Source organism: Saliphagus sp. LR7, assembly GCF_003344565.1.
Lineage (GTDB): Archaea > Halobacteriota > Halobacteria > Halobacteriales > Natrialbaceae > Saliphagus > Saliphagus infecundisoli.
On record NZ_QPND01000004.1, the window covers coordinates 47,308 to 70,195 of the forward strand.

The window sequence follows — 22,888 nt, forward strand, 5'->3', positions numbered from 1 at the left end:
GCGTGGTGAATCTGGCGTCCGTCCGTGGACGTGACCGGCCGGGGACGTCAGGCTCAAACCCGTCGACTCGCTAGGGACCCCGATGAACGCCGAGGCCCTTTCGGCGCGGGCCGGGGAGCTCCCCCGCGAGCCCGGCGTCTACCAGTTTCGGGAGGGGGAGACGACGATCTACGTCGGGAAGGCAGTGGACATCCGCGACCGGGTTCGGTCGTACGCCGACCCTCGAAGCGCCCGCATCCGCCGGATGGTCGACCGCGCCGACGGCCTTGAGGTCGCCGTCACCGACACCGAGACCCAGGCCCTTCTTCTGGAAGCGAACCTGATCAAGCGCCACCAGCCCCGGTACAACGTCCGGCTGAAGGACGACAAGTCGTATCCGATGGTCCAGCTGACCGACCATCCCGCACCGCGCATCGAGATCACGCGGGACCCCGACGAGTCCGCGACGGTGTTCGGCCCCTACACCGAGATGGGGCGGGTCGAAACCGTCGTGAAGGCCCTCCGGGAAACGTACGGGATCCGGGGCTGTTCGGACCACAAGTATTCGGGCCGCGACCGGCCCTGTCTCGACCACGATTTGGGGCTCTGTACCGCCCCCTGCACCCGCGAGATCGCACTCGAGGACTACCGCGAGGACGTCTCCCTAGTCGAACGCTTCCTCGAGGGCGAGACAGGGATCCTCGCCGATCCGATCGAGCGGGAGATGGAGGTCGCATCCCAGGAACAGAACTTCGAGCGGGCGGCGAACCTCCGGGACAGGCTGGCGGCCGTCGAGGCGTTCCACGGCGAGGGCGGCGAGGCCGTCCAGTCGGTCGGCGACGAGCGCGCCGTGGACGTCCTCGGCGTCGCCATCGAGGGCGAGTCGGGGACCGTCGCCCGACTCCGGGCCGAGGACGGGAAGCTGATCGACCGCGAGCGCCACCGGCTCTCGGCGCCCGACGGCCCCGGCGGCGTCCCCGAGTTGCTCGCGGCCTTTCTCGTCCAGTACTACGCCGAGCGGGAGCTCCCGGACGCGATCCTCCTCCCCGAGGAACACGGAGACGACGAAGTGGGGGCCTGGCTCGAGGCCGAAGGGGTCTCCGTGCGAGTGCCCGGCGCCGGCCGGGAAGCGAAACTCGTCGAGCTGGCGCTGAAAAACGCCAGAAAGAACGTCGGCGGGCGCGACGCGTGTGCGATGCTCGCCGACGCGCTCGGACTCGACTCCGCGGCCCGAATCGAGGGCTTCGACGTGAGCCACGCCCACGGCGCCTCGGCGGTCGGCAGTGACGTCGCCTTCGAGGACGGGAGCGCCGACAAGTCGGGCTACCGCCGGAAGAAGCTGACCGACGCAAACGACGACTACGCCAACATGAAGACCCTACTCGAGTGGCGTGCGACCCGCGCCGTCGAGGGGAGAGACGACCGTCCCGACCCCGACCTCCTGTTGATCGACGGCGGCGAGGGTCAGCTCTCGGCCGCCCGCGAGGCCATCTCGGAGGCGGGCTGGGAGGTTCCCGTCGTCGCGCTCGCGAAAGCGGAGGAGCGGGTGATCAGCGCCGACCGGAGCCACTCGTGGCCCTCGGATGCGGCCCACCTCCACCTTCTCCAGCGGGTCCGCGACGAGGCCCACCGGTTTGCGGTGCAGTACCACCGGACGGTCCGCGACGACGTCTCGACGGTCCTCGACGACGTTCCAGGGGTGGGCCCCGAGACCAGAAAGCGGTTGCTTGGACGGTTCGGCAGCGTCGAGAACGTCCGGGAGGCCAGCCGCGAGGACCTGACGAGCGTCTCGGGGATCGGCGAGCGGACCGCCGAGACGATCCGGTCGCGGCTGTAGGACCCGACGGAACTATGGGTCTCGGTGTCGTTTCTCGACGTGTGTCCGAGGACGAACTCGACGACCTGCTCGACGAACTCGACAGTCAGGGCGACCTGGAGACCTCCCAGCAGCTGCTCACGCTCCGAACCGAGAGCCGCCGGTACGACAAGCCGGTGACGATCATCGAGGGGTTCGACCTCCCCGACTCGGAGGTGGAGTCGATCGCCTCCGACCTCAAGTCCTCCGTGGGCGCCGGCGGCACGGTCGAGGACGGTCGGATCGAGATTCAGGGCGACCACCGCGACCGGCTCCCCGAGTTGCTTCGCGACCGGGGGTTCGACGTCCGGTCCTGAAAACGGGCGCTGTACGGCCGGGACGGGATCGCGGGGTCGAGGCCCCCTAGCGAGTGGCTCGGCGTCCGTCGATCGACGGTTCGTTCCGGATCAGAATGAGTGCCACCGCAACATATAAATCACGCACTGTGAACTAAATAATTAGATGGATCTAATTATCTACTCCCCTCCCGACCAGGGGGTGTTCGTCCGTGCCTGAAGCGACGACGATCCTGCTCGAGTCGCTCCGGGACGGCTACGTCCAGGTGAGCGTCTTCGTCGCGATCACGGTGCTCGCGTTCGGTCTCGTCCAGTATCTGACCGGCGGGGCGCTCCTGCGCGCGATCGAAGACAACGAGCGCCTTCAGCCGGCACTCGGCGGGCTGCTCGGGCTGACCCCCGGCTGTGGCGGCGCGATCGTCGTGATGCCGCTGTATCTCCGTGGCACCGTCAGCTTCGGGACCGTCGTCGCGACGCTCGGCGCGACCGCCGGCGACTCCGCGTTCGTCATCCTCGCGCTCGCCCCCGAGGCCGCCCTCTACGCCTACGCGATCGCCTTCGCCGCCTCGGTGGCGACGGGCTACCTCGTCGATTCGGTCGGGCTCGGCGTCTCGCGGGTCGACGCCGCCGTCGCGCGGCTCTCGCCCGCGACGACCGACGGCGGGACCGTCGCCGGCGGCGGCGCCATCGGTCCGAACCCGGCCCACGACTACGCCGGCGAGTCCCCGACCCACAGCCACGAGACGGGGCCGGATCGCCACTCGCGGGTCCTCACGCCGCTGTCGCACCTCGCTCACGTCCTCTGGTGGCTCGCCGCGATCGCCGGCCTCGTCCTCGGCTCGCTGTACCTGCTCCGGGGCGGCCCCGAGGTCGCGCTCGCGGTCGGCCCCGGCTTCGACGGTCTGTTCACCGTCGTCGGCCTCGTCGGCGCTTCCCTCTCGCTCTATCTCTACGCCGTCGGCCGCCACTACGTCGGCGAGGGGACCGTCGCCCGCGCCCGGGACTCGTTCTCGTCGGTCTACGACACGCTCGTCCACGCGGCGATGGAGACCAGCTTCGTCACCGTCTGGGTGCTCGTGGCCCTGGCGGGCTACGAGTACGTCGTTTTCTTCACCGGGGCCGACGTCGCGACCCTCGCGGCGTCGGCGGGCGTCCTCGCACCCCTCGGCGGCGCCGTCGTCGGGCTGATCCCCGGCTGTGGCCCCCAGATCGTGCTGGCGAACGTCTATGCCGAGGGCGGGCTGCCCTTCTCCGCGCTGAGCGCGAACGCGATCGCCCAGGACGGCGATGCCCTGTTCCCGCTGCTCGCAGTCGACGCCAAGGCCGCCATCATCGCGTCGATCTACAACTTCCTGCCCGCCGTCGTCGTCGGGGTCGCACTCCACTTCCTGTGGGGTCCCGTCTTCGGGATGGCCGAGTTCGGGTTCGGCGTGTTGTGACCGGCGGGACGTAACACGGCCCTTCTCACGAAGGCTCATCGTGCCTGCCGAACGACCCTGCTCGGAGGCCGTGATTCCCTGCTCGAGTCCACCGTTTCGCGTCTCCTCACGGCATGTTCGTCGAAAAGCGGAAGGGGTGGGATTCGAACGGAGCGAGACGGTTGTCCTCGCCTTGCTCGGACGCTGCGACTCGCCTGCTCGAATCCACCGTTTCGCGTCGCTCTCGCGGTTCGCTCGATCGACGGAAGGGGTGGGATTCGAACGCCACGCGGCCAGAGGGCCGCCGCGGGCGAGGCCCGCGGTGCTCTACCACTGAGCTACCCTTCCACGATTCCATCCAGCGGGGCCACCCGATTAGTAACCGACCGCCTACCCCGGTTGCGTCCGGCGGTAGGCGCCGCTTTCCTCCCGATCGATTCGGTGGCTTTAGGGGTCTACCGAACCCCCCACCCACCGGTGAACCCCGCCCGGATCGAGAGCGAGTTCCCCGCCCCCGGCTACCGTGGCGCCCAGGAGCAGGCCCTCGCGGACATACGCGAGGCGTTCGCGGCCGGCAACGAGGTCGTCCTGGTGCGGGCACCCACGGGTAGCGGCAAGTCCCTGCTCGCCCGTGCGGTCGCGGGCTGTGCCCGGACGGTCGAGGAGGCAGAACCGAGCGAGGCCACGGGTGCCTACTACACGACGCCGCAGGTCTCACAGTTGGACGACGTCGCCGACGACGACCTGCTCGCGGACCTGCGGATCGTCCGCGGAAAGGGCAACTACAACTGCATCCTTCCCCACGAGACGAACACGCCGGTCGATCGGGCACCCTGCGTCCGCGAGCGGGGGTACGACTGCTCGGTCCGACACCGGTGTCCGTACTTCTCGGACCGAGCGATCGCGGCCAACGGCTCGATCGCCGCGATGACGCTCGCGTACTTCATGCAGACCGCCGGCAGCGAGGTCTTTCGCACCCGGGACGTCGTCGTCATCGACGAGGCCCACGGACTCTCCGAGTGGGCCGAGATGTACGCAACGATCCGGCTCGGTCCCCGGTCGGTCCCGATCTGGGAGGAGTTACGGATACCCGACGTCGAGGCCGCCGCCGACCCCGTCGAGCGGACGGTCCGCTACGCCGAGAGCCTCGCGGGGACCTGCGAGCGCCACAAGGACGAGTTGCTCGGCGAGGACGAACTCACGGTCGGCGAGGTCAGCGACCGGGACCGCCTCCAGGAGCTGATCGGCGACCTCGAGTGGTTCGTCGAGGACTACCGCAACCCGGAGAGCCCGACGACGTGGCTCGTCGATCAGGAGCCCGCGAGCGGGGGCGAGGCGGCGGGAGACGGCGATGGAGAGGGAGGACCGCTGACGATCAAGCCGATGGACCCCGAGCGCTACCTCCACCACACCGTCTGGGACCGGGGCAACCGGTTCGCGCTCTTTTCGGCGACGATTCTGGACAAGGAGGCCTTCTGCCGGGGCGTCGGGCTCGACCCCGACGACGTTGCCCTCGTGGACGTCCCCCACACGTTTCCGATCGAACACCGCCCGCTGTACGACGTCACCTGCGGGAAGATGACCTACGAGCACCGCGACGAGACGATTCCGAAGATCGCCAGAACGATCGTCCGGATCATGCAACACCATCCCGACGAGAAGGGGCTGATCCACGCCCACTCATACGCGATCCAGGAGCGGCTGCGGGATCTGCTTGACGACTTCGGCGTCGGCGACCGGATCCATGCCCACACGCGCGAGAACCGCGATAGCGCCCTCGAAGAGTGGAAGGCCTCGACCGGATCAGGAGTGTTCCTCTCGGTGAAGATGGAGGAGGCCCTCGACCTGGAGGGCGACCTCGCGCGCTGGCAGGTGATCTGCAAGGCGCCCTTCCTCAACACGGGCGACTCGCGGGTGGCCCATCGCTTGGAGTCGGGCCAGTGGGCGTGGTACTTCCGGGCCGCCCTCAGAACCGTGATCCAGGCCTGTGGCCGAATCGTCCGGGCGCCCGACGACCACGGCGTGACCTACCTCGCCGACTCGAGTCTGCTCGACGTCTTCGAGCGCTCGCGGTCGGCGATGCCCGACTGGTTCGCAGAACAGGTCGATCGCATCGAAGAGCCCGACCTCCCCGCGTTCGACCCGTCGGTGGCCGGCGCCTCGGGGGACGGGTCCTCGGGGGCGACCGGCTCGAGGGACGCCTCGCGCTCGGGCGGCCATCGGTCGCGTTCCCGGTCGGGCTCTCGCTCCGACTCGGGGTCGCGGAACAGCCCCCTCGCGGACGTCTGGGACGCCTAGAGCAGCGCGCTCGCGCCCCAGGCGACCATCGAGGTCACCATCAGGAGGGCAAACAGCAGGGCGATGAGCTGGTTTCTGTCCATGTAGGGTCGTTCGCGCCGCGGTCCAAAGAAGTTCACGACCGCCTACTCGACACGCGCGTCGAGGACGACGTGGACAACTCCCGGGCTGTGGCTCTTGACCCGCCGCCGTTCGAGGATCTCGAGTTCGCGGCCCGCCCGGGAGACGGCCGACTCGAGCCGTTTTTCGGGTCGATCCCGGAGTTCGGACTCGGGGGTGGCCTCGTGGTAGTGGACGACGCCGTCGGGAGCGAGCGCGCGGAGGGCGTCGTCGAGGTAGGTGTGGGCCGCCGCGGTTCGCTCGGTTCCGCCACCGTCCCCCCCCTCCGAACCGCCGCTGCCGTAGTAACCCATGACGATCCGGTCTGCACCTCCCGAGTCGGCGACGCCGTCGGCGACCGCCCGGCAGTCCGCCCGGTAGGCGTCGATCCGCTCCTCGACCCCGTTCAGGACGGCGTTCTCGAGCAGGTAGCGGAAGGCGGTCGGATTGATCTCCGCCGCAGTTACGTCCGCGCCGGCACGGGCCATCGGCAGCGTGAAGTAGCCGATCCCGGCGAACATGTCGAAGACGCGTTCCCCGGGTTCGACCGTCTCGCCCATCCGGACGCGCTCGGCCTGGTTTCCCGGCGAGAACATTACTCTCGAGGGATCGAGCGCGTACCGGGTGCCGTGTTCGGTATGGATCGTCTCCGTGTCGGCCTCGCCCGCAAGCAGCCGCGTCCGGGGTTCGCGGTAGGTGCCCGCGTCCCCGTCGGTCGCGATCCCGCAGTCGGCGAGCACGCTGTCGGCCTCGCCGTGGTGTTCGAGCAGGGCCTCCCCCAACTCCCGCTCGTCGGGACAGTCCTCGGGAACGCTCACGAGGATCACCGAGCCGATCACGGCCCACGATCCAGGCACCGTCTCGAGAGCGGCCTCGTCCCAGCCCCGCTCGGCCAGCCGGTCGGCGAGGTCGGTCGTACGCCGGTCGGGATCGATCTGGCGGACGACCTCGAGAACGCGGGTCTCCGTCGGCGGCTCGGTGACCGGAAGCGCGACCCGCTCTCCGTCCTCGCGGTCGCCGCCGGCTCGCGCTGTGGTGGCGTCCTCGCTGTCCTCGGCCGTGCTCGCCTCCTCCCGGACGCGTCTCGAGTCGTCGTAGACGCCCTCCGTGCGAAGCGACTCGATGGCCGTCTCCACACGCGGTTTCTCGACGATCACCGCCAACGGCGCGTCGATCCGGTCGAGATCGGGCTCGACGGTCGCCTCCGGGTCCCCCGAATTCTGGTCGTCGGTCATCAGTTCTGCCGGTCCGCGTAGGGGTCGTACGGTTCGTCCTCCCCCTCATCGCTTGCGGGGTCGTGGTCGGGGAGGACGTGCAGGCCCGCGCGGCTCTTCAGGACGGGGACGGTTTCGGCGTCGGGGTCGAAGTAGTCGGGTCGGGCGACGGTCTCGGCCTGGAACGTCTCCGGATCGAGGACCTGGACCGCGTTCTCGTCCTCGACGGTCACGACCGTCGTCTCCTGGGCGTCCTCGATGGCTCCCAGCCGTCGGGCATCGGGCGAGTCGCCCTCCTCGTAGCCCGCCTCGTACCGTTCCCCGGTCGTCACGCGGACGCCTTTGAGGTTCCCGCGGGCGCTGCGGACGAGGACCGGCCCACCCTCGTCGTCGGCGAGGTCGATGACCTCCCCCGGCCGGTAGGGCGGCAGGCGGACGGCGAACGTCACCCGGTACACTTCGTTGCCGTCCTCGTCCTCCGTGACCAGCGTCTCGGCGTCGTTGACGCTGCCGCCGAACTCCTCTATCATCTTGTTCGAGATCTTCTTCCCGATCTTGTTCGTCGAGACCTTGATGTCGGCGCCGTCGTCGGTCTCGGTGAACTCGGTGACGAAGGCGTTTCGGTCGCCCGTCGCCTCCATCTCCGCGACCGTCCGCTCTGCGATCTCTCTGGCGCGCTCGACTTCCTCGCTCGTCGGGGTTCGGTCCTCGGCGCGGATCTGGACGGTGCTCGCGTAGTAGTCGCCCGCGATCCGGCCACACCGGGTGCAGGTCTGGCGGGCGATCCGGACGAGGATCGAACGCTCCTCCTCGACGGGCCGTCCGCGGGCGACCCCGGTGAAGTACGAGTGCATCCGGATCGTGTTCTCGTCTACCTGCTCGGGTTCGACCTGCCAGGCGAACTCCCGGACGTCGACGTGGACCGCGACCGCCTCGCTTACCTCCTCGATCGCGACGTCGGTGTAGTCGTCGGCATCGACGTCCACCCAGCGCCGGCCCCGGTGGACCGCACCACACTGGGCACAGACGGAGACGTCGATCCGCTCGGGCGCCTCGACGAACTCGAAGTCCGTGAAGTAGCAGCCCTCACAGATCGCGGGACCGTCGCCCTCCTCCCCCTCCGCGGCCGCGGCGCTCTCCCGATCGATCGGGTCCCCACACCGCGGACAGAACGCGCGCGACGTCGTCATCGTCCCCCGTTGGACCCTCGGCCTGTTAAACGACCCGCTCGCCCGGCCACGCCCGTCGCGGGGCCTCTCACCCCGTGAGAACTCCACACGAAACGAGGGGGTCGAGATCCGGCCATATTTATCCTGTCAACCCCTACTGACGTCCATGGACTGGCAGCCCGACTGGGGACTCCGCGCGCGGATGGGACTGACGATGTTTCTGCTCTTCTGTGTCTACCTCGTCTTCCTCGTCGGACTCACGACCGCCTTCGGCGGCGGCGCCGAGAGCCTCCTGCTGGTCGCCGTCCTCCTTGGAAGCTTCTCGCTCGTCCAGTTCTTCTTCAGCGACAAGATCACCCTCTGGAGCATGGGCGCCTCGAAAGTCGACGAATCCGAGTACCCCGAGCTCCACGCCGCCGTCTCCCGGCTCTCCCAGCAGGCCGACCTCCCGAAGCCGACCGTCGCCGTCGTCGACTCCCGGACGCCAAACGCCTTCGCGACGGGGCGCTCGCCGAGCAACGCCGCCGTCGCGGTGACCACCGGCCTGCTCGAGACCCTCGACCGGGAGGAGCTTGACGGCGTCCTCGCCCACGAACTCGCCCACGTCAAGAACCGCGACGTCGCCGTGATGACCATCGCCTCCTTTCTCTCGACGGTCGCCTTCCTCATCGTCCGCTTCGGCGGCCAGATGATGTTCTACACCGGCGGCGGACGGGGCCGGGACGGCAAGGGTGCGGCCGGGATCCTGGTCGCGATCCTGGTCTCCCTTCTCGTCTGGATCGTCAGCTACCTGCTGATCCGAGCGCTCTCGCGCTATCGCGAGTTCGCCGCGGATCGTGGTGCGGCCGCGATCACGGGCAACCCCTCGGGGCTCGCGAGCGCGCTCATGAAGATCTCCGGCGAGATGGAGAAGGTGCCCGACGACGACCTCAGGGAGGAAGCCGAGATGAACGCCTTCTTCATCATCCCGATCAGGTCGGGCATCGTCGGCCGACTCTTTTCGACTCACCCCTCGACCGAACGCCGGATCGAGCAGCTCCGCGAGCTCGAACGCGGGATGTAGCGGGAAGCGGGGGGTTTCTAAGGCTCGACGACCGACCCCCGCCATGGGACTGTTAGACGGGCTCCGGTCGGTGCTTGGCGTGCGCGCGGAGTCGGACGCCAAACGCGAGGCCGACCCCGAGGACCTCTTCGGGATGAGTACCGCCTACCTCACGATGGAGGCGGACCTGGGCTACGACTCCGCCGACGCGGGCGCGCTCTGCTTTTCCGGCGTCGACTCGAAGCGCTTTCGCGAGGCGGTCGAGGAGGTCCAGGCCATCCTTGAGGCGGGCCAGGAGGAGACCGAGACCGACTTTCGGATCACGGAGGACGACCACGGCTACCACTGGGTCGTCCTGGAGGACACCGACCCCGAGGACCTGATCACGAGCCTCCACTTCGCCGCCGACACCTTCATCGAGGAGGGGTTTGGCTCCCGGCTGCTCGCCGCCGTCTTCGCCTATCGCAACGAGGACGGCCCCGCCTACTGGATCTACTCCTTCCGGCGGGGCGCGTTCTACCCCTTTGCCCCCCGCTCGGGCCATGAACGGGACTCGAGCGCCGAGTTCAAACTCGAGTCGACCCTTGAGGGCGAACTCGAGATCGAGGACGAAAAGGAGCGCTGGCACCCCCTCTGGCCGAGCGCGGCCGGCGATCATCCCTGGGAGTGACGACGTCGTCGATCCGCGACCGACCCCGCTTCCTGCCCGCAGTTTCACTTCCACTTTCCTGTTAAAGAGGCTTTATGGCCCTCGGGCGACAACGACGGGGTATGGCAGACGCAGACCTAGAGACCCTCCCCGGCGTCGGACCGGCGACCGCTGACAAGCTCTTCGAGGCGGGCTTCGATAGCTTCCAGAGCCTCGCGGTCGCCTCGCCCTCCGAGCTGTCGAACACGGCCGACGTCGGCGAGTCGACCGCGAGCGACATCGTTCAGGCCGCCCGCGACGCGGCGGACATCGGCGGCTTCGAGACCGGCTCGACGGTCCTCGAGCGGCGAAACGAGATCGGCAAGCTCTCCTGGCACATCGACGAGGTCGACGACCTGCTGGGCGGCGGCATCGAGACCCAGTCGATCACCGAGGTGTACGGCGAGTTCGGCGCCGGCAAGTCCCAGGTCACCCACCAGATGGCCGTCAACGTCCAGCTTCCAAAGGAGGTCGGCGGTCTCCACGGGTCGTGTATCTTCGTCGACAGCGAGGACACCTTCCGGCCCGAGCGGATCGACGACATGGTTCGGGGCCTCCCCGAGGAGGCCATCGAGGCCGCTCTGGAGGACCGCGAGATCGAGGGTAGCCCCAGCGACGAGGAGGCGATCGAGCAACTCGTCGAGGAGATTTTAGAGAAGATCCACGTCGCGAAGGCGTTCAACTCGAACCACCAGATGCTCTTGGCCGAGAAGGCCAACGAACTCGCCGGCGAACGCGAGGACGACGACTACCCGGTTCGGCTGGTCTGTGTCGACTCGTTGACCGCCCACTTCCGGGCGGAGTACGTCGGCCGGGGCAACCTCGCCGACCGCCAGCAGAAGCTCAACAAGCACCTCCACGACATCGACAAGGTCGGCAACCTCCACAACGCCGCCGTCATCGTCACCAACCAGGTCGCCTCGAACCCCGACTCCTTCTTCGGCGACCCGACCCAGCCCATCGGCGGGAACATCCTGGGTCACAAGTCCACGTTCCGGATGTATCTCCGGAAATCGAAGGGCGACAAGCGGATCGTCCGCCTCGTCGACGCGCCCAACCTCGCCGACGGCGAGGCCGTCATGCGCGTTCAGGACGGCGGACTCAAACCCGAGTAAGGCCCGAACGGTCCCGGTACGACGGCGGTTTTTCGTGTCGTTTCTTCGTGGCCACCGAGTCGGCGGCACCATCCAGAAAGCAGGGGTAGCCCCGGACGCCGCGGCCTACTCCTCGTCGTCCTCGGTCGTCGTCCGTTCCTTGTCGAGTTCGCCCCGGTGGATCTCAGCGCCGTCCTGGGCGACCTTCTCGGCGAGGACGGCACACTTGATCCGCATCGGGGAGACCTCCACTCCCAGCAGGTCGACCGCGTCGTCGCGGTCCATCTCGAGGAGTTCGTCTATCGTTGCTCCCTGGAGTTCCGTCGAGAGCAGGCTCGCCGATGCCTGGCTGATCGCACAGCCGTCGCCGGTAAAGGAGAGTTGCTCGATCCGCTCGTCGTCGTCGAGGCGGACGTCGATGCGGATCTCGTCGCCACACATCGGGTTCTCGCCGACGTGGCTGAACGTCGGCTCCTCGAGTTCCCCGTAGTTCCTGGGGTTCTTGTAGTGATCGAGGATCTGCTGTCGGTACATGTCCGAGCCCATTCCCATAGTTGTCACTGGTAGGAGGGTCCGTCCGAAAAGGGTTGCGCCCGTCAGGCCGCCCCTTCGTCGGGATCGATCGGCGGGTTCAGGTAGCAGGCGTCGGCGACGACGGCGGCCGCGACGACCGCCGCCGGAACCAGGGCCCCTTCGACTGCTACTCCCGCAACGGGCGCGATGGCCAGCGCGACCCCGAAGACGACCGGGATGACCGCGAGCATGAGGTCGTACCGGTCCGCCGAGGCGAGGACGGTGACCAGTCGTTCGAGTGGATCCGGCCGCCGATCGGGGTCGTGTCTCCGTCGTCCGGAGCTGTCGATCGTCCCGGTCATCGTTCTCACCTCCGATCGACGGAAGGCGCTCCGATCACAAAAGTTCTACGGGGCCGAGCGACGACACCGTCGGGTCGCATCGCTTTTGGCCTGCCAGCACCAATTCGAGCTAACGCCGTGGCCATCACCGACAAGATCTACGTCAAGAACCACCGCCAGCTCGCCTCCCAGCTCGAGACGTCCATCCCGAAGGGGGCGTTCAAGGGCGCGACCCTCGACGTCCTCTTTCAGGGGTCCGGACTGGAAAAGCTGGATGACGCGAGCCAGGAGCGGGTACTCGACTTCGCGAGCGACTTCCTCGACTGCGACTGCGAGACCAACCCCTACTGTGGCTGTCCCGAACGGAAGTTCGCCAGCTACCTGCTCGACCTGCGCGCACAGGGGCTCGGCCCCGACGCCATCGTCGACGTGATGGGCGACGACTACATGCTCTACGCCTATCCGGGCGACGTCCTCTCTTTTCTCGACGACGCCGTCCGGACCCTGGAGGCGGCCGAGGCCCTTGCCCGGGTCGACGGCGCCGACGCCGACGAAATCGCCGGGGTCAGGCGCGACCTCGCGCGATAACGCTCTCCCGGCTCAGCCCAGGCGGTACGGCCCCTGCTCGCCGTCCGTGATCTCGTCGTCCGCGTCCAGATCGTCGAGCAGGAGCACCTCCTCCTCGCCTTCCAGTCGGTCCTGGAGCTCGGTGACGTACTCGCGGTACTCCGCGACCTGTTCCCGGAGGTGTTCGGACTCGAGTTCGAGGCGTTCGTGTTCCCGGACGAAGCTCTTCGAGACCTCGACGGTCGGGGGGAACGAGGGCTCGTCTTCCGTCCGGCCGAGTTCGTCCTCGGGGAGGACCGCGACCTCGCCGTCGTGGGCGACGAGCATGTCGACGTAGTCCCTGAACACCGACGACAGCGAGATGTCCCGCTCCTCGGCGATCTCCTGGAGCGCGACGAAGGCGTCCTCGTTGACCCGGAAGGAGACGGTCTTGTTCTTGTTGCCCATTCGGGCCGTTCTTCCCCGCCAGTCCACTTAACGATTCGTCAGACGGCCGCCCGTGGGCGACCGCTGAAGCTGGCGGTCGGGTCAGTCCGCCGATCCCTCGACGCTCTCCAAGGCTTCGACGACCGCCCGGCGATAGTTCTCGACGGGGAGATCGTAGCGCTCGTCGACCATCCGGGCGTACTCGTTGCCCGTCGCGTCGGGGGCGCCCTCGGGTGATTCCTCCTCGGCTTCCCACGCCTCGAACGCCTCGATCCGGTCCAAGGTGCGCTCTGCGGTCTCGACGACCCAGCGGTTCCGGGTGGCCTCGTCTACGACCGCGATCGACTCCGGCCGCAGAGAGACGTTGACGGTGCCGTCGTCGGTCTCGTAGGTCCGGGGTTTGCCGACGACCGAGACGTACGCCGGGGTCTCTGCCTCCCGCAGGACGGAGGCGGCCTCGGGCTGGTACTGGCCGGCGTAGACGAAGAACGTGCCCGTGGGGTCGACGACCCGGCCGCGCCAGTACTCGCTGTCCTCGCCGACGTCCTCGGTTTCGGTGAGGGTGCCGACGACGAACACGCGGTTGGCGCGCTCGCCCGTCGGGAGCAGCGCGTAGTTGGGCGCGCGCTCCTCGTCGCTCTCCTTGAACGTGTAGGTCGCGTCGTTGAACTCGCTGGCGAACGTCCGGCGTGCGACCTCTCGGGTGAGCTGTGATCCGGACATCTACATCGACCTCGCTCTGATCAGCAGGGCCTCGCCATCCACGGCCCCATCGAGCTCCTCGACGTCGTCTGCGAGCACGTACCGGCCAAAGGTGGGCCCCTCGATCCGGTAGTAGGTGCCGACGACCCGATCGCGGATCTCGTCTGCGACGACCGTCGTATCGAGGGCGTCCATCGCCATCTCCTTTGCCTCCTCGAGACTGATGCCCGTGAGGCCCTCGGTCGCCTCGGCGTCGAAGATGACCTCGTGAGCGTCGATGCCGTCGTCGACGACGCCCTTGATGCGGAGGTCGAACTCGCCTTCGACCTCGCCGTGTTCGTTACACCGGCCGTTCTGGAGCACGCGCGTGCAGTCGTCGTGGGGACAGCGCTTGATCAGCCCGCTGCCCCGTTGCATGTCGACGAGTGCCCCTTCGACGACGCTGGTGTCGTCGCCGACCTCCAGATCCCCCTCTACTTCCTCGATGCCCGTCGTCGAGTTGAGCTTGACCGAGTACCGGCCCTCGTACTCGTCGGTGACGACGTTTCGAAGCTCGTAGACGCCGCCCTCCGAGAGCGAGGGAAGGTCGGATTTGGCCCACTTCGTGAACTTGATCGTTCCCGTGGGATCGCCGAGCAGACCGACCTGGGCGACCGAGTCGCTTCTTGGCTCCCAGAGCTCGATCACCTTCGCCGTGAGGTCGATCCACTGTTCGGGCTCGTCGACGTCCTCAATCTCCGCGGCCTCGCTCCCGCCGCCGGCGATGTCCTCGCGCTCCAGGCCCGCCTCCTCCAGGTAGTGGTTGGTGACGCTGCGTCGGGCCTCCTCGACGGGCACCTTGTACTCGTCGACGAGGGTCCGCAGGCGTCCCTCGACGTCGTCTACTGCGACGTCAATGTGGTCTGAAAACTGCTCGTGTACGTCCTCCGCGTGTTGTCGTACGTCGCTCATTGTCTCACGCCTCCGCCTGTGTTTCGTTGGGAGGCATGTCGGTCTTCGCTCCCGATCGTATTTAAACTGCCGCCACCGGAGCGAAAGTGGTCCTGCCGGCGACGGGCCTTTGGGTCTCGCCGCCGAACCGTCCTCCGATGGCCGACCGCGACGAACTCGAGGGCTTCCTCCGCACTACCCTGCAGGACGCCGGCAGCCGCTTCGAACGGCTGCGCCGCTCGGCCGGACTCGCGGAAGCCCGAGAGCACTACGAGTCGGCACGAAACGCCGCCGGACTCCCCGAGGACGACGCCGGGCGCGCCCGGATCGTCTGCCGGCGCTACGCCGAGCGGCGGGCGACCCGGCTGGACGAGGAGTTCCGGCCGGCGTGTTACGAGGCGGGCCACCCCGACTGCGAGGGCTGTCTCGAGGACGTCCGCGAGGGCCGCGTCGAGACCTGGTCTCGTAGCCAGTGATCCACACACCGGACGCACCGCCGTCATGCGGTCGAGTGTGCAGTGGCTCTTCCTGACTCCGATAGCTCGCGCGGTCGCGGCATTTAGTCACATGGGTGTTCTTCCACCGATATCTTTATACGGTGGGTTATTGTCCAACTCTATCTGTGAAAACTCCATCTATGGGCTCTGATCAAGGTGAAACGAGTACGAACGATCAAGAGGGGTTCTCGGAGACCATGTTCGTCACGGCCCCCGACGACCTCGAGTCGGTCCACGCCGAGGCCGTCGGGACCATCGAGCGGGCGGTCCGCGATGCGGGCGCCGAGGGCGCCGTCGTCGCGATGAGCGGCGGGATCGACTCGACGCTGACCGCGGCGCTCTCCCGGGAGGCCCTCGGCGAGGAGCGGGTGCTCGGACTCGGGCTTCCCTCGACGAAGACGGAGGCCGCAGACGGCGCCGACGCCCGGACGATCGCCGAGGGGCTGGGGATCGAGTATCGTGAAATCCAGCTTCGTCCCCTCGTGGATGCCTTCGAGCGGACCGTCGGCGCGGCGGTCGATCCCGACACCGAGGGCGACCACGGCGACGACCGCCTCCTCGGGAACGCCACCGCCCGGTTCCGGATGACCGCGGCCTACTACGCCGCAAACGCCACGAACCGGCTCGTCGTCGGGACGGCCAACCGCTCGGAGCTCCTCCTAGGATACTTCACGAAATACGGCGACGGCGGCGTCGATCTCAACCCCCTCGGGGATCTCTACAAGACCGAGGTCCGGGCGCTTTCGGCCTGGATGGGCCTCCCCAAGCGGATCGTCGGCAAGGACCCCACGGCGGGCTTCTGGGCCGGCCAGACCGACGCCGACGAGCTCGGTGGGACCTACGACGAGATCGACCCGCTCCTCCGGCGGACGATCGACCGGGGCGAACCCGTCGAAAGCGCGGCCGCCGCCGTCGGGATCGAGACGGACCTCGCTCGCGAGATCGTGGCGATGTGCGTCGAATCAAGCCACAAGCGGGCCACCCCGCCGACTCCGGGGATCGCCGACCGACGGCTCGAGGCTCCCCCGTCCGCGATCGAGGACGCCTGACGCTCCGTCATATACTTGGCGAGGGGGTCCTAAGCGCGTCCAATGGAACCGCTCGAGCGCCGTCGGGGGCTGATCGAGGAGCGCCTCGTCTCGGTCGTCGACGGCGTCGAGCCCGACCGGCTCTCCGACGAACTGCGCCACGTCGCGCTCTCGGGTGGGAAACGCGTCCGGCCGACGGTCACCGTGCTGGCCTGTGAGACCGTCGGCGGCGAGGCCGCGGAGGCCGTCGACTTCGGCGTCGGGATCGAACTCGTCCACGGCGCCTCGCTCGTGATCGACGACATCATCGACCGTTCGGAACTCCGCCGGGGCTCGGCGAGCGCGTGGGCCGAGTTCGGCCACGGGCCGGCGATCGTCGCCAGCGACGGTCTGCTGGGTGAGGCGTTTGCCCTCCTCTCTGCGGACCCCCGGGCGACCCGGGTCGTCGCCGAGGCGATGGTCGAACTCGGCGTCGGCGAGGCGACGGAGCTCTCGGAGGTGCCCGAGACCGAAGCCGAGTACATGACCCTCGCTCGCCGGAAAACGGGGGCGCTCTTTCGGGCCGCGGCCGAACTCGGCGCGATCGCCGCCGACGCCGACGCCGTCGCGATCGAAGCCTTAGGGGAGTACGCAGAACGCGTCGGCGTCGCCTTCCAGATCCGCGACGACGTCCTCGATGCCGTCGCCGATCCCGCGACCCTCGGCAAACCCGCCGGCCGGGACGCCGAGATGGATCGCCCCTCGGTGGTCCAGGTCACCGATCTCTCGCCCGAGGAGGCCGACGAGCGCGCCCGCGCGGAGGCCGAACGCGCGATGGACGCCCTCTCGCGGATCGACGCCGCCGACTCCGAAGCGCGAGGCTATCTCGAGGACCTCGCCGAGTTCGTCGTCGACCGCGAGCGGTAAGCACCGGTCGCGGCTACCGTGTTCGGATCGGACGGGAGCCGACGCGTTCTCACTCGTTCGGACTGTCGAAGCTCTCGTACACCGCATGTTTCCGGAGATCGGAGTGATACGCCCACGTCGCCCCGAGACCTGCCCCGACCACGATCCCGGCGAGGAGGCCGACCACCCCTCCGAGCGAGGCGCCGGCGAGCCCGCTCAGAAAGGCGAGCGAGACGACGACGGCGTCCTTGTAGTCCATGCGGATAGGTCATAGCGAACTGTCATAACGGTTCGGGCCGTCTTTCGTTCGCCCCCATCGTGGGTGGAGTTCGCAATCGAACGCGAGCGGTGAACGTCTCGACGGAGAGTCCGAACTACTCGAGCGCCGAGAGTTCGAACTCGAAGGCCGCGACGGGCACTTCGAGGTCGTGGGTGACGATGACTTCGGGGTGGACCTCGCCGACGACGCCGACTTCCTCGCCGTCTACGACGACCGCGGCGGCCCGGCCGTCGATGAAGCTCGGGTGCTCCGTGGGTGGCGTCTCGAGGTCGGCACCGAAGGCCCGAACGACGGTCTGGAGGCGGGCTTTCGCGTCCTCGTAGGCCGCGTCGTTCCGGGCGACGAGCCCGGCGACGTGGCGGCTCTCGGCGACGTTGGTGGTCTCGGCGTCGTCGATTCGGGCGGTGAAGCCGACCTCCGAGAGGTCCTGGGGGTAGGCCCGGTGGGTGTTGTTCTCGAGGACCGAGAGCAGGGAGGGGAGGAGCCAGGTCCGGACGATGGTGTACTCCTCGCTGTAGGTCTCCTTGATCCGCGGGGGCGCGCCGGCGCCGAAGCCCTCGCCGTCGGGCGAGATCGACATCGCCTCGAAGGTCGCTTCCTCGCTGGTGAGGTGGAAGGTGAGCATGTCCTCGAAGCCGAGGCCGACGAGGCGGGTCCGGACGGCGGCCTCGAGCCTGGACCGCTCGTGACGACCGCCGACGGTGCTGACGTCGGGATAGCGGGGCTCGAGATCGTTGAAGCCGTAGGCCCGGCCGATGTCGTCGATCAGGTCCCGCGGATGGAGGACGTCAACGCGGTAGGGCGGAATCGTCACCTCGTAGGCGAGTTCTTCGGGCTCCTCGATTTCGTGGCCTTCGCGGGAGACGTCGAGGCCCGCACGCTCGCCCAGGTCGGTCACCTCCTCGGGACCGAGATCGATTCCGAGCACCGACTCGATCCGGTCGTGAGCGAGGCGCTTCTCGTCGGTCGAGAGATCCGGCCGGACGAGGTCGCGGCCGGCGTGTTCGCCGCCTGCGTCCTCGGCGTACTCGACCGTGACCTCCTCGAGCGTTCCCCCGCGAGCCGAGAGAGCGTAACAAACGATGACGCACATCTTGTCGATCGTCCACTGGTCGGTGCCGGTGAGTTCGACGAACAGATCCCGGGAGTCGGTCGAGACCTCGGTCCGCCGGCCGTTGATCACCGGCGGGAACGAGAACAGCCCGAGGTCGTCGTAGATCGCGGGATAGCGGTCGCCGCCGACGAGGTCGGCGTACGTTTCCCCAGTGGGGTGCTCGGTGAGCACCTCCCCCGGGGTCAGCTCGCTGTCGGAATCGAGGGGGACGAAGCGGTCGCCGTCGGGGGAAACGCCGGTGTAGCGAACGGTCGGCTTCCCGTCGGTCGCCTCGGCCGATGCGGAGAGCGCGTCGCTCCCCTTCAGCATGGTCAGATCGTGGATCCCGATCGCGCCTTTCGCGCGTCCCCGGCCCATCGTCGCGTGGAGCTTCTCCTGGAGCTGGATGATCGAGTCCAATGCTGCGTCGTCCAGATCGACGCCCCGGACGACCGCACCCGTCACGTACGGGCGGTCGTCGGGGACCTCGCCATCGACCTCGATGGTCCACTCCGGGGAGTTGGTCTTCGGGACGTACACCCCGCGTGCGTCGCCGTACTGGTAGCGAAGCGAGCGGGCGACTCCCTCGACCGAGAGCCGATCCAGTCTGTCGGGGGCGAACTCGAGTTCGAACTCGTCGTCCTCGGTTCGGCCCTCGAACTCGAGGCCGAGCGCGAACAGATCGTCGATCAGCTCGTCGTCGCCCGCCTCGTGGCCGGTCAGCTCCCGGAGCGCGTCGGGAGAGATCTCGACGGTGGGCATCAGTAGCTCACCTCCGCGTTCCGCAGGAAGTCCAAGTCGGCGAGCGTCCCGTGGAGATCCCGGATGTCCTCGGCACCGGTCGTGAGCATCGCCAGCCGCTCGAGGGCGAGCCCCCAGGCCATGACGTCACACTCGACCCCCAGGGGCTCCAACATTTCCTCGCGGAACAGTCCCGAGTTGCCGATCTCGATCAGCTCGCCGGTCGTCGGATGCGTGCCGAACAGCTCGAAGCTCGGCTCCGTGTAGGGGTTGTAGTGGGGTTTGAACTCGATGTCCGTGATCCCGAACTGGGCGTAGAACTCCTCGAAGGTGCCCATGAGGTCGCGCACGGACAGCGAGTCGGCCATTACCCAGCCCTCGATCTGGAAGAACTCCAGTAAATGGGTCGCGTCCAGGGTGTCGTTTCGGTAGGCCTTCTCGACGCTGAAGAATCGGGCAGGGGGGTCGATCTCGCCGATTTCGGTCCCCGAGAGGTATCGAGTGGTGAGCGAGGTCGTGTGTCCGCGCAGGGCGAGCGCGCGGGCGAAGCCCTCGTCCCACGGCGAGTGATAGCCGTCGCCGTCGGGGCCGACGCCCTCGCGGTGGGCGCGTTCGACGCGGGAGACCAGGCCTTCGGGGAGGTCGTCGATCTCGCTCGGCTCCTCCAAGGCGAAGCGGTCCCAGTGGGTTCGCGCGGGGTGGTCCTGGGGCATGAACAGGCAGTCGTTGATCCAGAAGTCGGCGTCGGCGTGGGGGCCGTCCATCTCCTCGAACCCCATCCCGACGAGCACGTCCTTGACTCGCTCGCCGGTCTCGCGCAGGACGTGCAGCCGGCCGCCATCGACGCGTTCGGCGTCGGCTTCGACGTTGTATGCGCCGAACTCGACGTCTCGCCACTCGCCGCTGGCGAGCAGTTCGGGAGTGAGCTGGCCGACCGTCTCCCGGCTCTCGACGCCCTCCATCAGCGCGGTGACGCCGTCGTCGGAAAGCGTCACCGTCCGTTCGGTCCGCTCGCTGCGCTCGATCAGCCCCCGACGCTCGAGTCGATCCAACACCTCGTCGCTGGGAGCCGCCTCGCCCGCCGTGATCGCGTCGAGAGCCATCGCCTCCGAGTCCGTGTCGGGGACGGCGTCGGGGTCGGTCGTCACGGTTCCGGAGTCGATTTCGCCGTACCCCTTCCGGGCGTAGTTCGAGAGCGCGATATCGACCTCCGGTCCTTCGAGACCTGCCCGGCCGATCGCCTCTCCCATCGGAACCGGATCGGCGTCGAGCCCGCGGGCTGCCTCGTAGAGACGGACCTCGGGGAGGCCCCGATCGGCGTACTCATCGCCCTCCTCGGTCAGCGTGGTCGATTCCTCCTCGCGCGAGAGGACGACGACCAGCCCCCGCTCCTCGAGTTCGAACGCGGCCCCGGTGACGGTCTCGGGCGGAAGGTCGGTCTCGGCGGCCAGTTCGTCGATCGGCGTCGCGTCCTCCGCGCTCGCTGCCCGGAGGACCGCGGCCTGTGCGTGTGGGAGTTCCATTTGGTGTGTAGACTGCGTGTCGGTCAGTTAGCGGTTCCGACTCGTCTCGAGCGATCGCGCGAACGCCCGCGTTCGCGGGCGGTTTCCCCGGCGGCGTCAGTCGTCGCCGGCTCCACCGGCCCGCTCACCGGGCGAAAAAGAAGCCGAACCCCGGCCGGGAGCCACGCGGCTGGCGGACGACGCTGGCACGGTGGGGTTCGGGTGCCATGCCCGACTCGAGACGCGGCCGGAGCAAAAACCTTGCGGCGCCCTGTCGTGTGAAGCGGTATCGCTCCTCGCCGAGAGTTATGTTTCCCGGGCCGACAGGTATGGTCACACGATGACCGACCTCCGATTCTAGGTCCGGTCGGAGGGGCTTCCCCGACGGCCGGACTCGACGGCACCGTCCGGCCGCGTTCTCGACGGCGGATCCGCAGGCGACCGCCTGCGGGACCGTCCGCACTCGCGTCCGAACTCCGACTCCACCGGGGAGAGTCGTCCCCGGACTCACCACCAATGCAGCGACTACGCACGCGCGACGAACTGGCACACGAACGACGCAGGCGCCGCAAACGCGCCGAGGACCGGCCCTCGAGGGTCGACGCCGTCCTCATCGCGCTCGCGGCCGCGGTCGTGCTGGCGGGGACCGTCGGGGTGGCGGTCGTCGTCGCCCTCGCCGTCGGCATCGTCCTCGGGGCCGTCCTCGCGAGTTCGGCCCGTAGACCGGTCCCCGCACCCGCCGAATCGGCGACGGGATGACCGACGACACGGTCCACGATCCGAGCTCTCGGTGACGGCTCCCGGCTTGAGGGGTTCGACGCCGGCGGCTCGGGAGGTCGCCGATCACGCCCTCCTCTCGGCGTCGGGACTCCCGCCGGGCGGCCCGGCCGGTCACGACGACCGGCTACGAGAGGTGGGCGGTGACGTCCGTCGAGGAGACCATCCCGACGTAGTCGTCGTCGACGACCGGGAGGTGTTTGATCCCGTAGGTCGTCATCATCGCGGCGACCTCCTCCATGTAGAGGTCGGGCGAGACGGTCTCGACGTCGGTCGTCATCACGTCGCTCACGCGGATGTCGGAGGGGGTCGCGCCCTCGGCGACGGCCGCGAGGACGTCCGTACTGCTGATTATTGCCCGGGGAGTGGTGAGCACGACCAGCGCGCTGATCCCCTCCTCGTGCATCCGCCGGGCGGCCTCCTGGACCGTCGCGTCCGCGGCGATCGTCTCGAGGGGCGTCGACATCACGTCCGCGACTCTCGTCCCGTCTCGGGAGCTCATACCCGTCTCGACGCGGACCGTCGGTATGGTCCTTTCCCCGGCCGGCGGTCGGGGTCGTCGACCTGCCGGGCCACCGCTTCCGGAACCGTTATCCCGGAGCCCGGCGTACGAGCGGGCGCAATGGCAACCGGTACGGTCGACTTCTTCAACGACACTGGCGGCTACGGATTCATCGAAACCGAGGACGCGGACGAGGACGTCTTCTTCCACATGGAAGACGTCGGCGGCCCCGACTTAGAGGAGGGTCAGGAGGTCGAGTTCGACATCGAACAGGCCCCCAAGGGCCCCCGCGCGACGAACCTCACCCGAAAGTAACGCCGTCTTCGACGGCGTGCGGTTTTTATCGACGCGACCGCCGAGAGACGCGACCACCCAGCGACGCAACCGCCGGCAACGCGCGCCTCGCGGTCGCTCACGGACGTTCATGCCACACAACCGCTTTAGTTCTCCAGTGCCTACCGCGTCCAATGACGCAACCTTCGACCGACCGAAAGACGCGACCGCCGCCGGACCGGACGAAACACACGCTGTTCTGTCCGGCCTGTGGCCACGAGGCAGCGATCGACGGCGACTGGGAAGTCATAGAGGAGGACGGCGAACGCGTGCTTTCCTGCCCGCGCTGTGGGGAGGTCGTCGACCGGCGACCCCGCCGAGGACGGCGCCCGCTCGTCGCCTGAGCGGCTGGTTCCGTTACTGGCCCGCACCGCCGGCGTCCCGGCCCCTAATCAGCTTCGCGATTCCCCCGGCGACGAAGGCGATCAACGCCCACTTCCAGGCGAGGACCCCGAGGACGACCAGCGCGATCCCTCGCAGCGGGTGGCCGTTCGCGAACGCCCGCTTTGCGTGGCGGAGCACCGAGAGGACCGCGAGCAGTCTGCCGACCGTCCCGCGGGAGAGTTTCGTGAGTACCATGCGGAATGCAGGCGCCCAGCGGGAATAACCCGCTCCCTTG

The 22,888-nt window shown here is 68.4% G+C and carries 27 protein-coding genes and 1 tRNA gene; 14 read left to right on the forward strand and 14 right to left on the reverse strand.

Going from position 1 to position 22,888, the window contains the following annotated elements; all coding sequences use genetic code 11:
* The first annotated feature begins 82 nt into the window (after positions 1-82).
* From DVH23_RS07355 to DVH23_RS07365, 3 genes are all read left to right on the forward strand, one after another.
* Entirely contained in the window at positions 83-1,816 is a 1,734-nt protein-coding gene (locus tag DVH23_RS07355) for an excinuclease ABC subunit C (protein WP_114576799.1), read from the forward strand.
* A 41-nt stretch (positions 1,817-1,857) separates the two neighbouring features.
* Positions 1,858-2,151, forward strand: coding sequence for a translation initiation factor (locus tag DVH23_RS07360; protein ID WP_394342627.1), 294 nt, complete (start codon positions 1,858-1,860; stop codon positions 2,149-2,151).
* Between the two features lie 191 nt (positions 2,152-2,342).
* The gene (locus tag DVH23_RS07365) at positions 2,343-3,569 is read left to right on the forward strand and encodes a putative manganese transporter (protein ID WP_114576801.1); all 1,227 of its coding nucleotides are present in this window, start codon (positions 2,343-2,345) and stop codon (positions 3,567-3,569) included.
* A 242-nt stretch (positions 3,570-3,811) separates the two neighbouring features.
* Here DVH23_RS07365 and DVH23_RS07370 read toward each other — a convergent pair.
* Positions 3,812-3,896: transfer RNA gene (locus DVH23_RS07370), tRNA-Glu, on the reverse strand.
* 129 nt (positions 3,897-4,025) lie between these two features.
* Between DVH23_RS07370 and DVH23_RS07375 the strand changes: the two genes are divergently transcribed.
* Positions 4,026-5,846 (forward strand): ATP-dependent DNA helicase, encoded by a 1,821-nt coding sequence (locus DVH23_RS07375; protein ID WP_114576802.1) that lies wholly within the window; start codon positions 4,026-4,028, stop codon positions 5,844-5,846.
* On the opposite strand, the gene DVH23_RS24970 is transcribed toward DVH23_RS07375, so the two are convergent.
* From DVH23_RS24970 to DVH23_RS07385, 3 genes are read right to left on the reverse strand one after another with little or no spacing between them, the layout of a single operon-like run.
* Positions 5,843-5,965: a hypothetical protein gene (locus DVH23_RS24970; RefSeq protein WP_255565230.1), complete on the reverse strand. Its 123-nt coding sequence runs from the start codon at positions 5,963-5,965 to the stop codon at positions 5,843-5,845. The two genes, DVH23_RS07375 and DVH23_RS24970, sit on opposite strands and share 4 nt — an antisense overlap.
* A 6-nt stretch (positions 5,966-5,971) precedes the next feature.
* On the reverse strand, positions 5,972-7,180 hold the full coding sequence (locus DVH23_RS07380; protein ID WP_114576803.1) for a class I SAM-dependent methyltransferase family protein: 1,209 nt from the start codon (positions 7,178-7,180) through the stop codon (positions 5,972-5,974).
* Entirely contained in the window at positions 7,180-8,349 is a 1,170-nt protein-coding gene (locus tag DVH23_RS07385) for a 60S ribosomal export protein NMD3 (protein ID WP_114576804.1), read from the reverse strand. Before DVH23_RS07385 ends, DVH23_RS07380 begins: the two co-directional genes overlap by 1 nt.
* A gap of 145 nt (positions 8,350-8,494) precedes the next feature.
* On the opposite strand from DVH23_RS07385, the gene htpX reads away from it, so the two are divergent.
* From htpX to radA, 3 genes are all read left to right on the forward strand, one after another.
* Entirely contained in the window at positions 8,495-9,391 is an 897-nt protein-coding gene (htpX, locus tag DVH23_RS07390) for a zinc metalloprotease HtpX (RefSeq protein WP_114576805.1), read from the forward strand.
* A 43-nt stretch (positions 9,392-9,434) separates the two neighbouring features.
* Positions 9,435-10,040, forward strand: a complete 606-nt coding sequence (locus tag DVH23_RS07395) for a hypothetical protein (RefSeq protein ID WP_114576806.1) — start codon at positions 9,435-9,437, stop codon at positions 10,038-10,040.
* 101 nt (positions 10,041-10,141) lie between these two features.
* Positions 10,142-11,173: a DNA repair and recombination protein RadA gene (radA, locus tag DVH23_RS07400; protein ID WP_114576807.1), complete on the forward strand. Its 1,032-nt coding sequence runs from the start codon at positions 10,142-10,144 to the stop codon at positions 11,171-11,173.
* A 105-nt stretch (positions 11,174-11,278) separates the two neighbouring features.
* On the opposite strand, the gene sufU is transcribed toward radA, so the two are convergent.
* Both sufU and DVH23_RS07410 read right to left on the reverse strand, forming a co-directional pair.
* Positions 11,279-11,704: a Fe-S cluster assembly sulfur transfer protein SufU gene (gene sufU / locus DVH23_RS07405; protein WP_114576808.1), complete on the reverse strand. Its 426-nt coding sequence runs from the start codon at positions 11,702-11,704 to the stop codon at positions 11,279-11,281.
* A gap of 44 nt (positions 11,705-11,748) precedes the next feature.
* Entirely contained in the window at positions 11,749-12,027 is a 279-nt protein-coding gene (locus tag DVH23_RS07410; protein WP_114577053.1) for a hypothetical protein, read from the reverse strand.
* Positions 12,028-12,144: 117 nt separating this feature from the next.
* Here DVH23_RS07410 and DVH23_RS07415 point away from each other — a divergent pair, with 117 nt between their 5' ends.
* Positions 12,145-12,594 (forward strand): DUF5814 domain-containing protein, encoded by a 450-nt coding sequence (locus DVH23_RS07415; protein ID WP_114576809.1) that lies wholly within the window; start codon positions 12,145-12,147, stop codon positions 12,592-12,594.
* Between the two features lie 12 nt (positions 12,595-12,606).
* Here DVH23_RS07415 and DVH23_RS07420 read toward each other — a convergent pair whose 3' ends face one another.
* From DVH23_RS07420 to DVH23_RS07430, 3 genes are all read right to left on the reverse strand, one after another.
* Positions 12,607-13,020 carry a CopG family transcriptional regulator gene (locus tag DVH23_RS07420; protein WP_114576810.1) on the reverse strand — a complete coding sequence of 138 codons (414 nt, stop codon included), beginning with the start codon at positions 13,018-13,020 and terminating at the stop codon, positions 12,607-12,609.
* Positions 13,021-13,101: 81 nt separating this feature from the next.
* Entirely contained in the window at positions 13,102-13,722 is a 621-nt protein-coding gene (locus DVH23_RS07425; protein ID WP_114576811.1) for an RPA family protein, read from the reverse strand.
* Positions 13,723-14,652: a replication factor A gene (locus tag DVH23_RS07430; RefSeq protein ID WP_114576812.1), complete on the reverse strand. Its 930-nt coding sequence runs from the start codon at positions 14,650-14,652 to the stop codon at positions 13,723-13,725.
* 137 nt (positions 14,653-14,789) lie between these two features.
* Here DVH23_RS07430 and DVH23_RS07435 point away from each other — a divergent pair, with 137 nt between their 5' ends.
* From DVH23_RS07435 to DVH23_RS07445, 3 genes are all read left to right on the forward strand, one after another.
* Positions 14,790-15,107 carry a hypothetical protein gene (locus DVH23_RS07435; protein ID WP_114576813.1) on the forward strand — a complete coding sequence of 106 codons (318 nt, stop codon included), beginning with the start codon at positions 14,790-14,792 and terminating at the stop codon, positions 15,105-15,107.
* A gap of 161 nt (positions 15,108-15,268) precedes the next feature.
* On the forward strand, positions 15,269-16,177 hold the full coding sequence (locus DVH23_RS07440; protein WP_114576814.1) for an NAD+ synthase: 909 nt from the start codon (positions 15,269-15,271) through the stop codon (positions 16,175-16,177).
* 42 nt (positions 16,178-16,219) lie between these two features.
* Positions 16,220-17,062, forward strand: coding sequence for a polyprenyl synthetase family protein (locus DVH23_RS07445; RefSeq protein WP_114576815.1), 843 nt, complete (start codon positions 16,220-16,222; stop codon positions 17,060-17,062).
* A gap of 49 nt (positions 17,063-17,111) precedes the next feature.
* Here DVH23_RS07445 and DVH23_RS07450 read toward each other — a convergent pair whose 3' ends face one another.
* The 3 genes from DVH23_RS07450 to DVH23_RS07460 form a co-directional block, all read right to left on the reverse strand.
* Positions 17,112-17,300 carry a hypothetical protein gene (locus DVH23_RS07450; RefSeq protein ID WP_114576816.1) on the reverse strand — a complete coding sequence of 63 codons (189 nt, stop codon included), beginning with the start codon at positions 17,298-17,300 and terminating at the stop codon, positions 17,112-17,114.
* A 115-nt stretch (positions 17,301-17,415) separates the two neighbouring features.
* Positions 17,416-19,176 (reverse strand): phenylalanine--tRNA ligase subunit beta, encoded by a 1,761-nt coding sequence (gene pheT, locus DVH23_RS07455; RefSeq protein WP_114576817.1) that lies wholly within the window; start codon positions 19,174-19,176, stop codon positions 17,416-17,418.
* Positions 19,176-20,678 (reverse strand): phenylalanine--tRNA ligase subunit alpha, encoded by a 1,503-nt coding sequence (locus tag DVH23_RS07460; RefSeq protein ID WP_114576818.1) that lies wholly within the window; start codon positions 20,676-20,678, stop codon positions 19,176-19,178. The genes pheT and DVH23_RS07460 overlap by 1 nt, the downstream gene beginning before the upstream one ends.
* Before the next feature lie 495 nt (positions 20,679-21,173).
* Here DVH23_RS07460 and DVH23_RS07465 point away from each other — a divergent pair, with 495 nt between their 5' ends.
* Positions 21,174-21,416 carry a hypothetical protein gene (locus tag DVH23_RS07465; RefSeq protein ID WP_114576819.1) on the forward strand — a complete coding sequence of 81 codons (243 nt, stop codon included), beginning with the start codon at positions 21,174-21,176 and terminating at the stop codon, positions 21,414-21,416.
* A gap of 145 nt (positions 21,417-21,561) precedes the next feature.
* On the opposite strand, the gene DVH23_RS07470 is transcribed toward DVH23_RS07465, so the two are convergent.
* Positions 21,562-21,936 carry a cyclic nucleotide-binding/CBS domain-containing protein gene (locus tag DVH23_RS07470; protein ID WP_114576820.1) on the reverse strand — a complete coding sequence of 125 codons (375 nt, stop codon included), beginning with the start codon at positions 21,934-21,936 and terminating at the stop codon, positions 21,562-21,564.
* 120 nt (positions 21,937-22,056) lie between these two features.
* Here DVH23_RS07470 and DVH23_RS07475 point away from each other — a divergent pair, with 120 nt between their 5' ends.
* Entirely contained in the window at positions 22,057-22,251 is a 195-nt protein-coding gene (locus DVH23_RS07475; protein WP_114576821.1) for a cold-shock protein, read from the forward strand.
* A gap of 152 nt (positions 22,252-22,403) precedes the next feature.
* Positions 22,404-22,613 carry a hypothetical protein gene (locus tag DVH23_RS07480; protein WP_114576822.1) on the forward strand — a complete coding sequence of 70 codons (210 nt, stop codon included), beginning with the start codon at positions 22,404-22,406 and terminating at the stop codon, positions 22,611-22,613.
* 13 nt (positions 22,614-22,626) lie between these two features.
* Here the strand turns inward: DVH23_RS07480 and DVH23_RS07485 are convergent, their stop codons facing one another.
* Positions 22,627-22,848 carry a hypothetical protein gene (locus tag DVH23_RS07485; protein ID WP_114576823.1) on the reverse strand — a complete coding sequence of 74 codons (222 nt, stop codon included), beginning with the start codon at positions 22,846-22,848 and terminating at the stop codon, positions 22,627-22,629.
* Positions 22,849-22,888: the final 40 nt, after the last annotated feature.

Coding starts and splice junctions, on each gene's coding strand:
- DVH23_RS07475 (WP_114576821.1), top strand. CDS start 22,057: ATGGCAACCGGTACGGTCGACTTCTTCAACGACACTGGCGGCTACGGA.
- DVH23_RS07440 (WP_114576814.1), top strand. CDS start 15,269: ATGGGCTCTGATCAAGGTGAAACGAGTACGAACGATCAAGAGGGGTTC.
- DVH23_RS07470 (WP_114576820.1), bottom strand. CDS start 21,936: ATGAGCTCCCGAGACGGGACGAGAGTCGCGGACGTGATGTCGACGCCC.
- DVH23_RS07420 (WP_114576810.1), bottom strand. CDS start 13,020: ATGGGCAACAAGAACAAGACCGTCTCCTTCCGGGTCAACGAGGACGCC.
- DVH23_RS07485 (WP_114576823.1), bottom strand. CDS start 22,848: ATGGTACTCACGAAACTCTCCCGCGGGACGGTCGGCAGACTGCTCGCG.
- DVH23_RS07450 (WP_114576816.1), bottom strand. CDS start 17,300: ATGGACTACAAGGACGCCGTCGTCGTCTCGCTCGCCTTTCTGAGCGGG.
- radA (WP_114576807.1), top strand. CDS start 10,142: ATGGCAGACGCAGACCTAGAGACCCTCCCCGGCGTCGGACCGGCGACC.
- DVH23_RS07480 (WP_114576822.1), top strand. CDS start 22,404: ATGACGCAACCTTCGACCGACCGAAAGACGCGACCGCCGCCGGACCGG.
- pheT (WP_114576817.1), bottom strand. CDS start 19,176: ATGCCCACCGTCGAGATCTCTCCCGACGCGCTCCGGGAGCTGACCGGC.
- DVH23_RS07425 (WP_114576811.1), bottom strand. CDS start 13,722: ATGTCCGGATCACAGCTCACCCGAGAGGTCGCACGCCGGACGTTCGCC.
- DVH23_RS07445 (WP_114576815.1), top strand. CDS start 16,220: ATGGAACCGCTCGAGCGCCGTCGGGGGCTGATCGAGGAGCGCCTCGTC.
- DVH23_RS07385 (WP_114576804.1), bottom strand. CDS start 8,349: ATGACGACGTCGCGCGCGTTCTGTCCGCGGTGTGGGGACCCGATCGAT.
- DVH23_RS07435 (WP_114576813.1), top strand. CDS start 14,790: ATGGCCGACCGCGACGAACTCGAGGGCTTCCTCCGCACTACCCTGCAG.
- DVH23_RS07355 (WP_114576799.1), top strand. CDS start 83: ATGAACGCCGAGGCCCTTTCGGCGCGGGCCGGGGAGCTCCCCCGCGAG.
- DVH23_RS07430 (WP_114576812.1), bottom strand. CDS start 14,652: ATGAGCGACGTACGACAACACGCGGAGGACGTACACGAGCAGTTTTCA.
- DVH23_RS07465 (WP_114576819.1), top strand. CDS start 21,174: ATGCAGCGACTACGCACGCGCGACGAACTGGCACACGAACGACGCAGG.
- DVH23_RS07380 (WP_114576803.1), bottom strand. CDS start 7,180: ATGACCGACGACCAGAATTCGGGGGACCCGGAGGCGACCGTCGAGCCC.
- DVH23_RS07410 (WP_114577053.1), bottom strand. CDS start 12,027: ATGACCGGGACGATCGACAGCTCCGGACGACGGAGACACGACCCCGAT.
- DVH23_RS07460 (WP_114576818.1), bottom strand. CDS start 20,678: ATGGAACTCCCACACGCACAGGCCGCGGTCCTCCGGGCAGCGAGCGCG.
- DVH23_RS07395 (WP_114576806.1), top strand. CDS start 9,435: ATGGGACTGTTAGACGGGCTCCGGTCGGTGCTTGGCGTGCGCGCGGAG.
- sufU (WP_114576808.1), bottom strand. CDS start 11,704: ATGGGAATGGGCTCGGACATGTACCGACAGCAGATCCTCGATCACTAC.
- htpX (WP_114576805.1), top strand. CDS start 8,495: ATGGACTGGCAGCCCGACTGGGGACTCCGCGCGCGGATGGGACTGACG.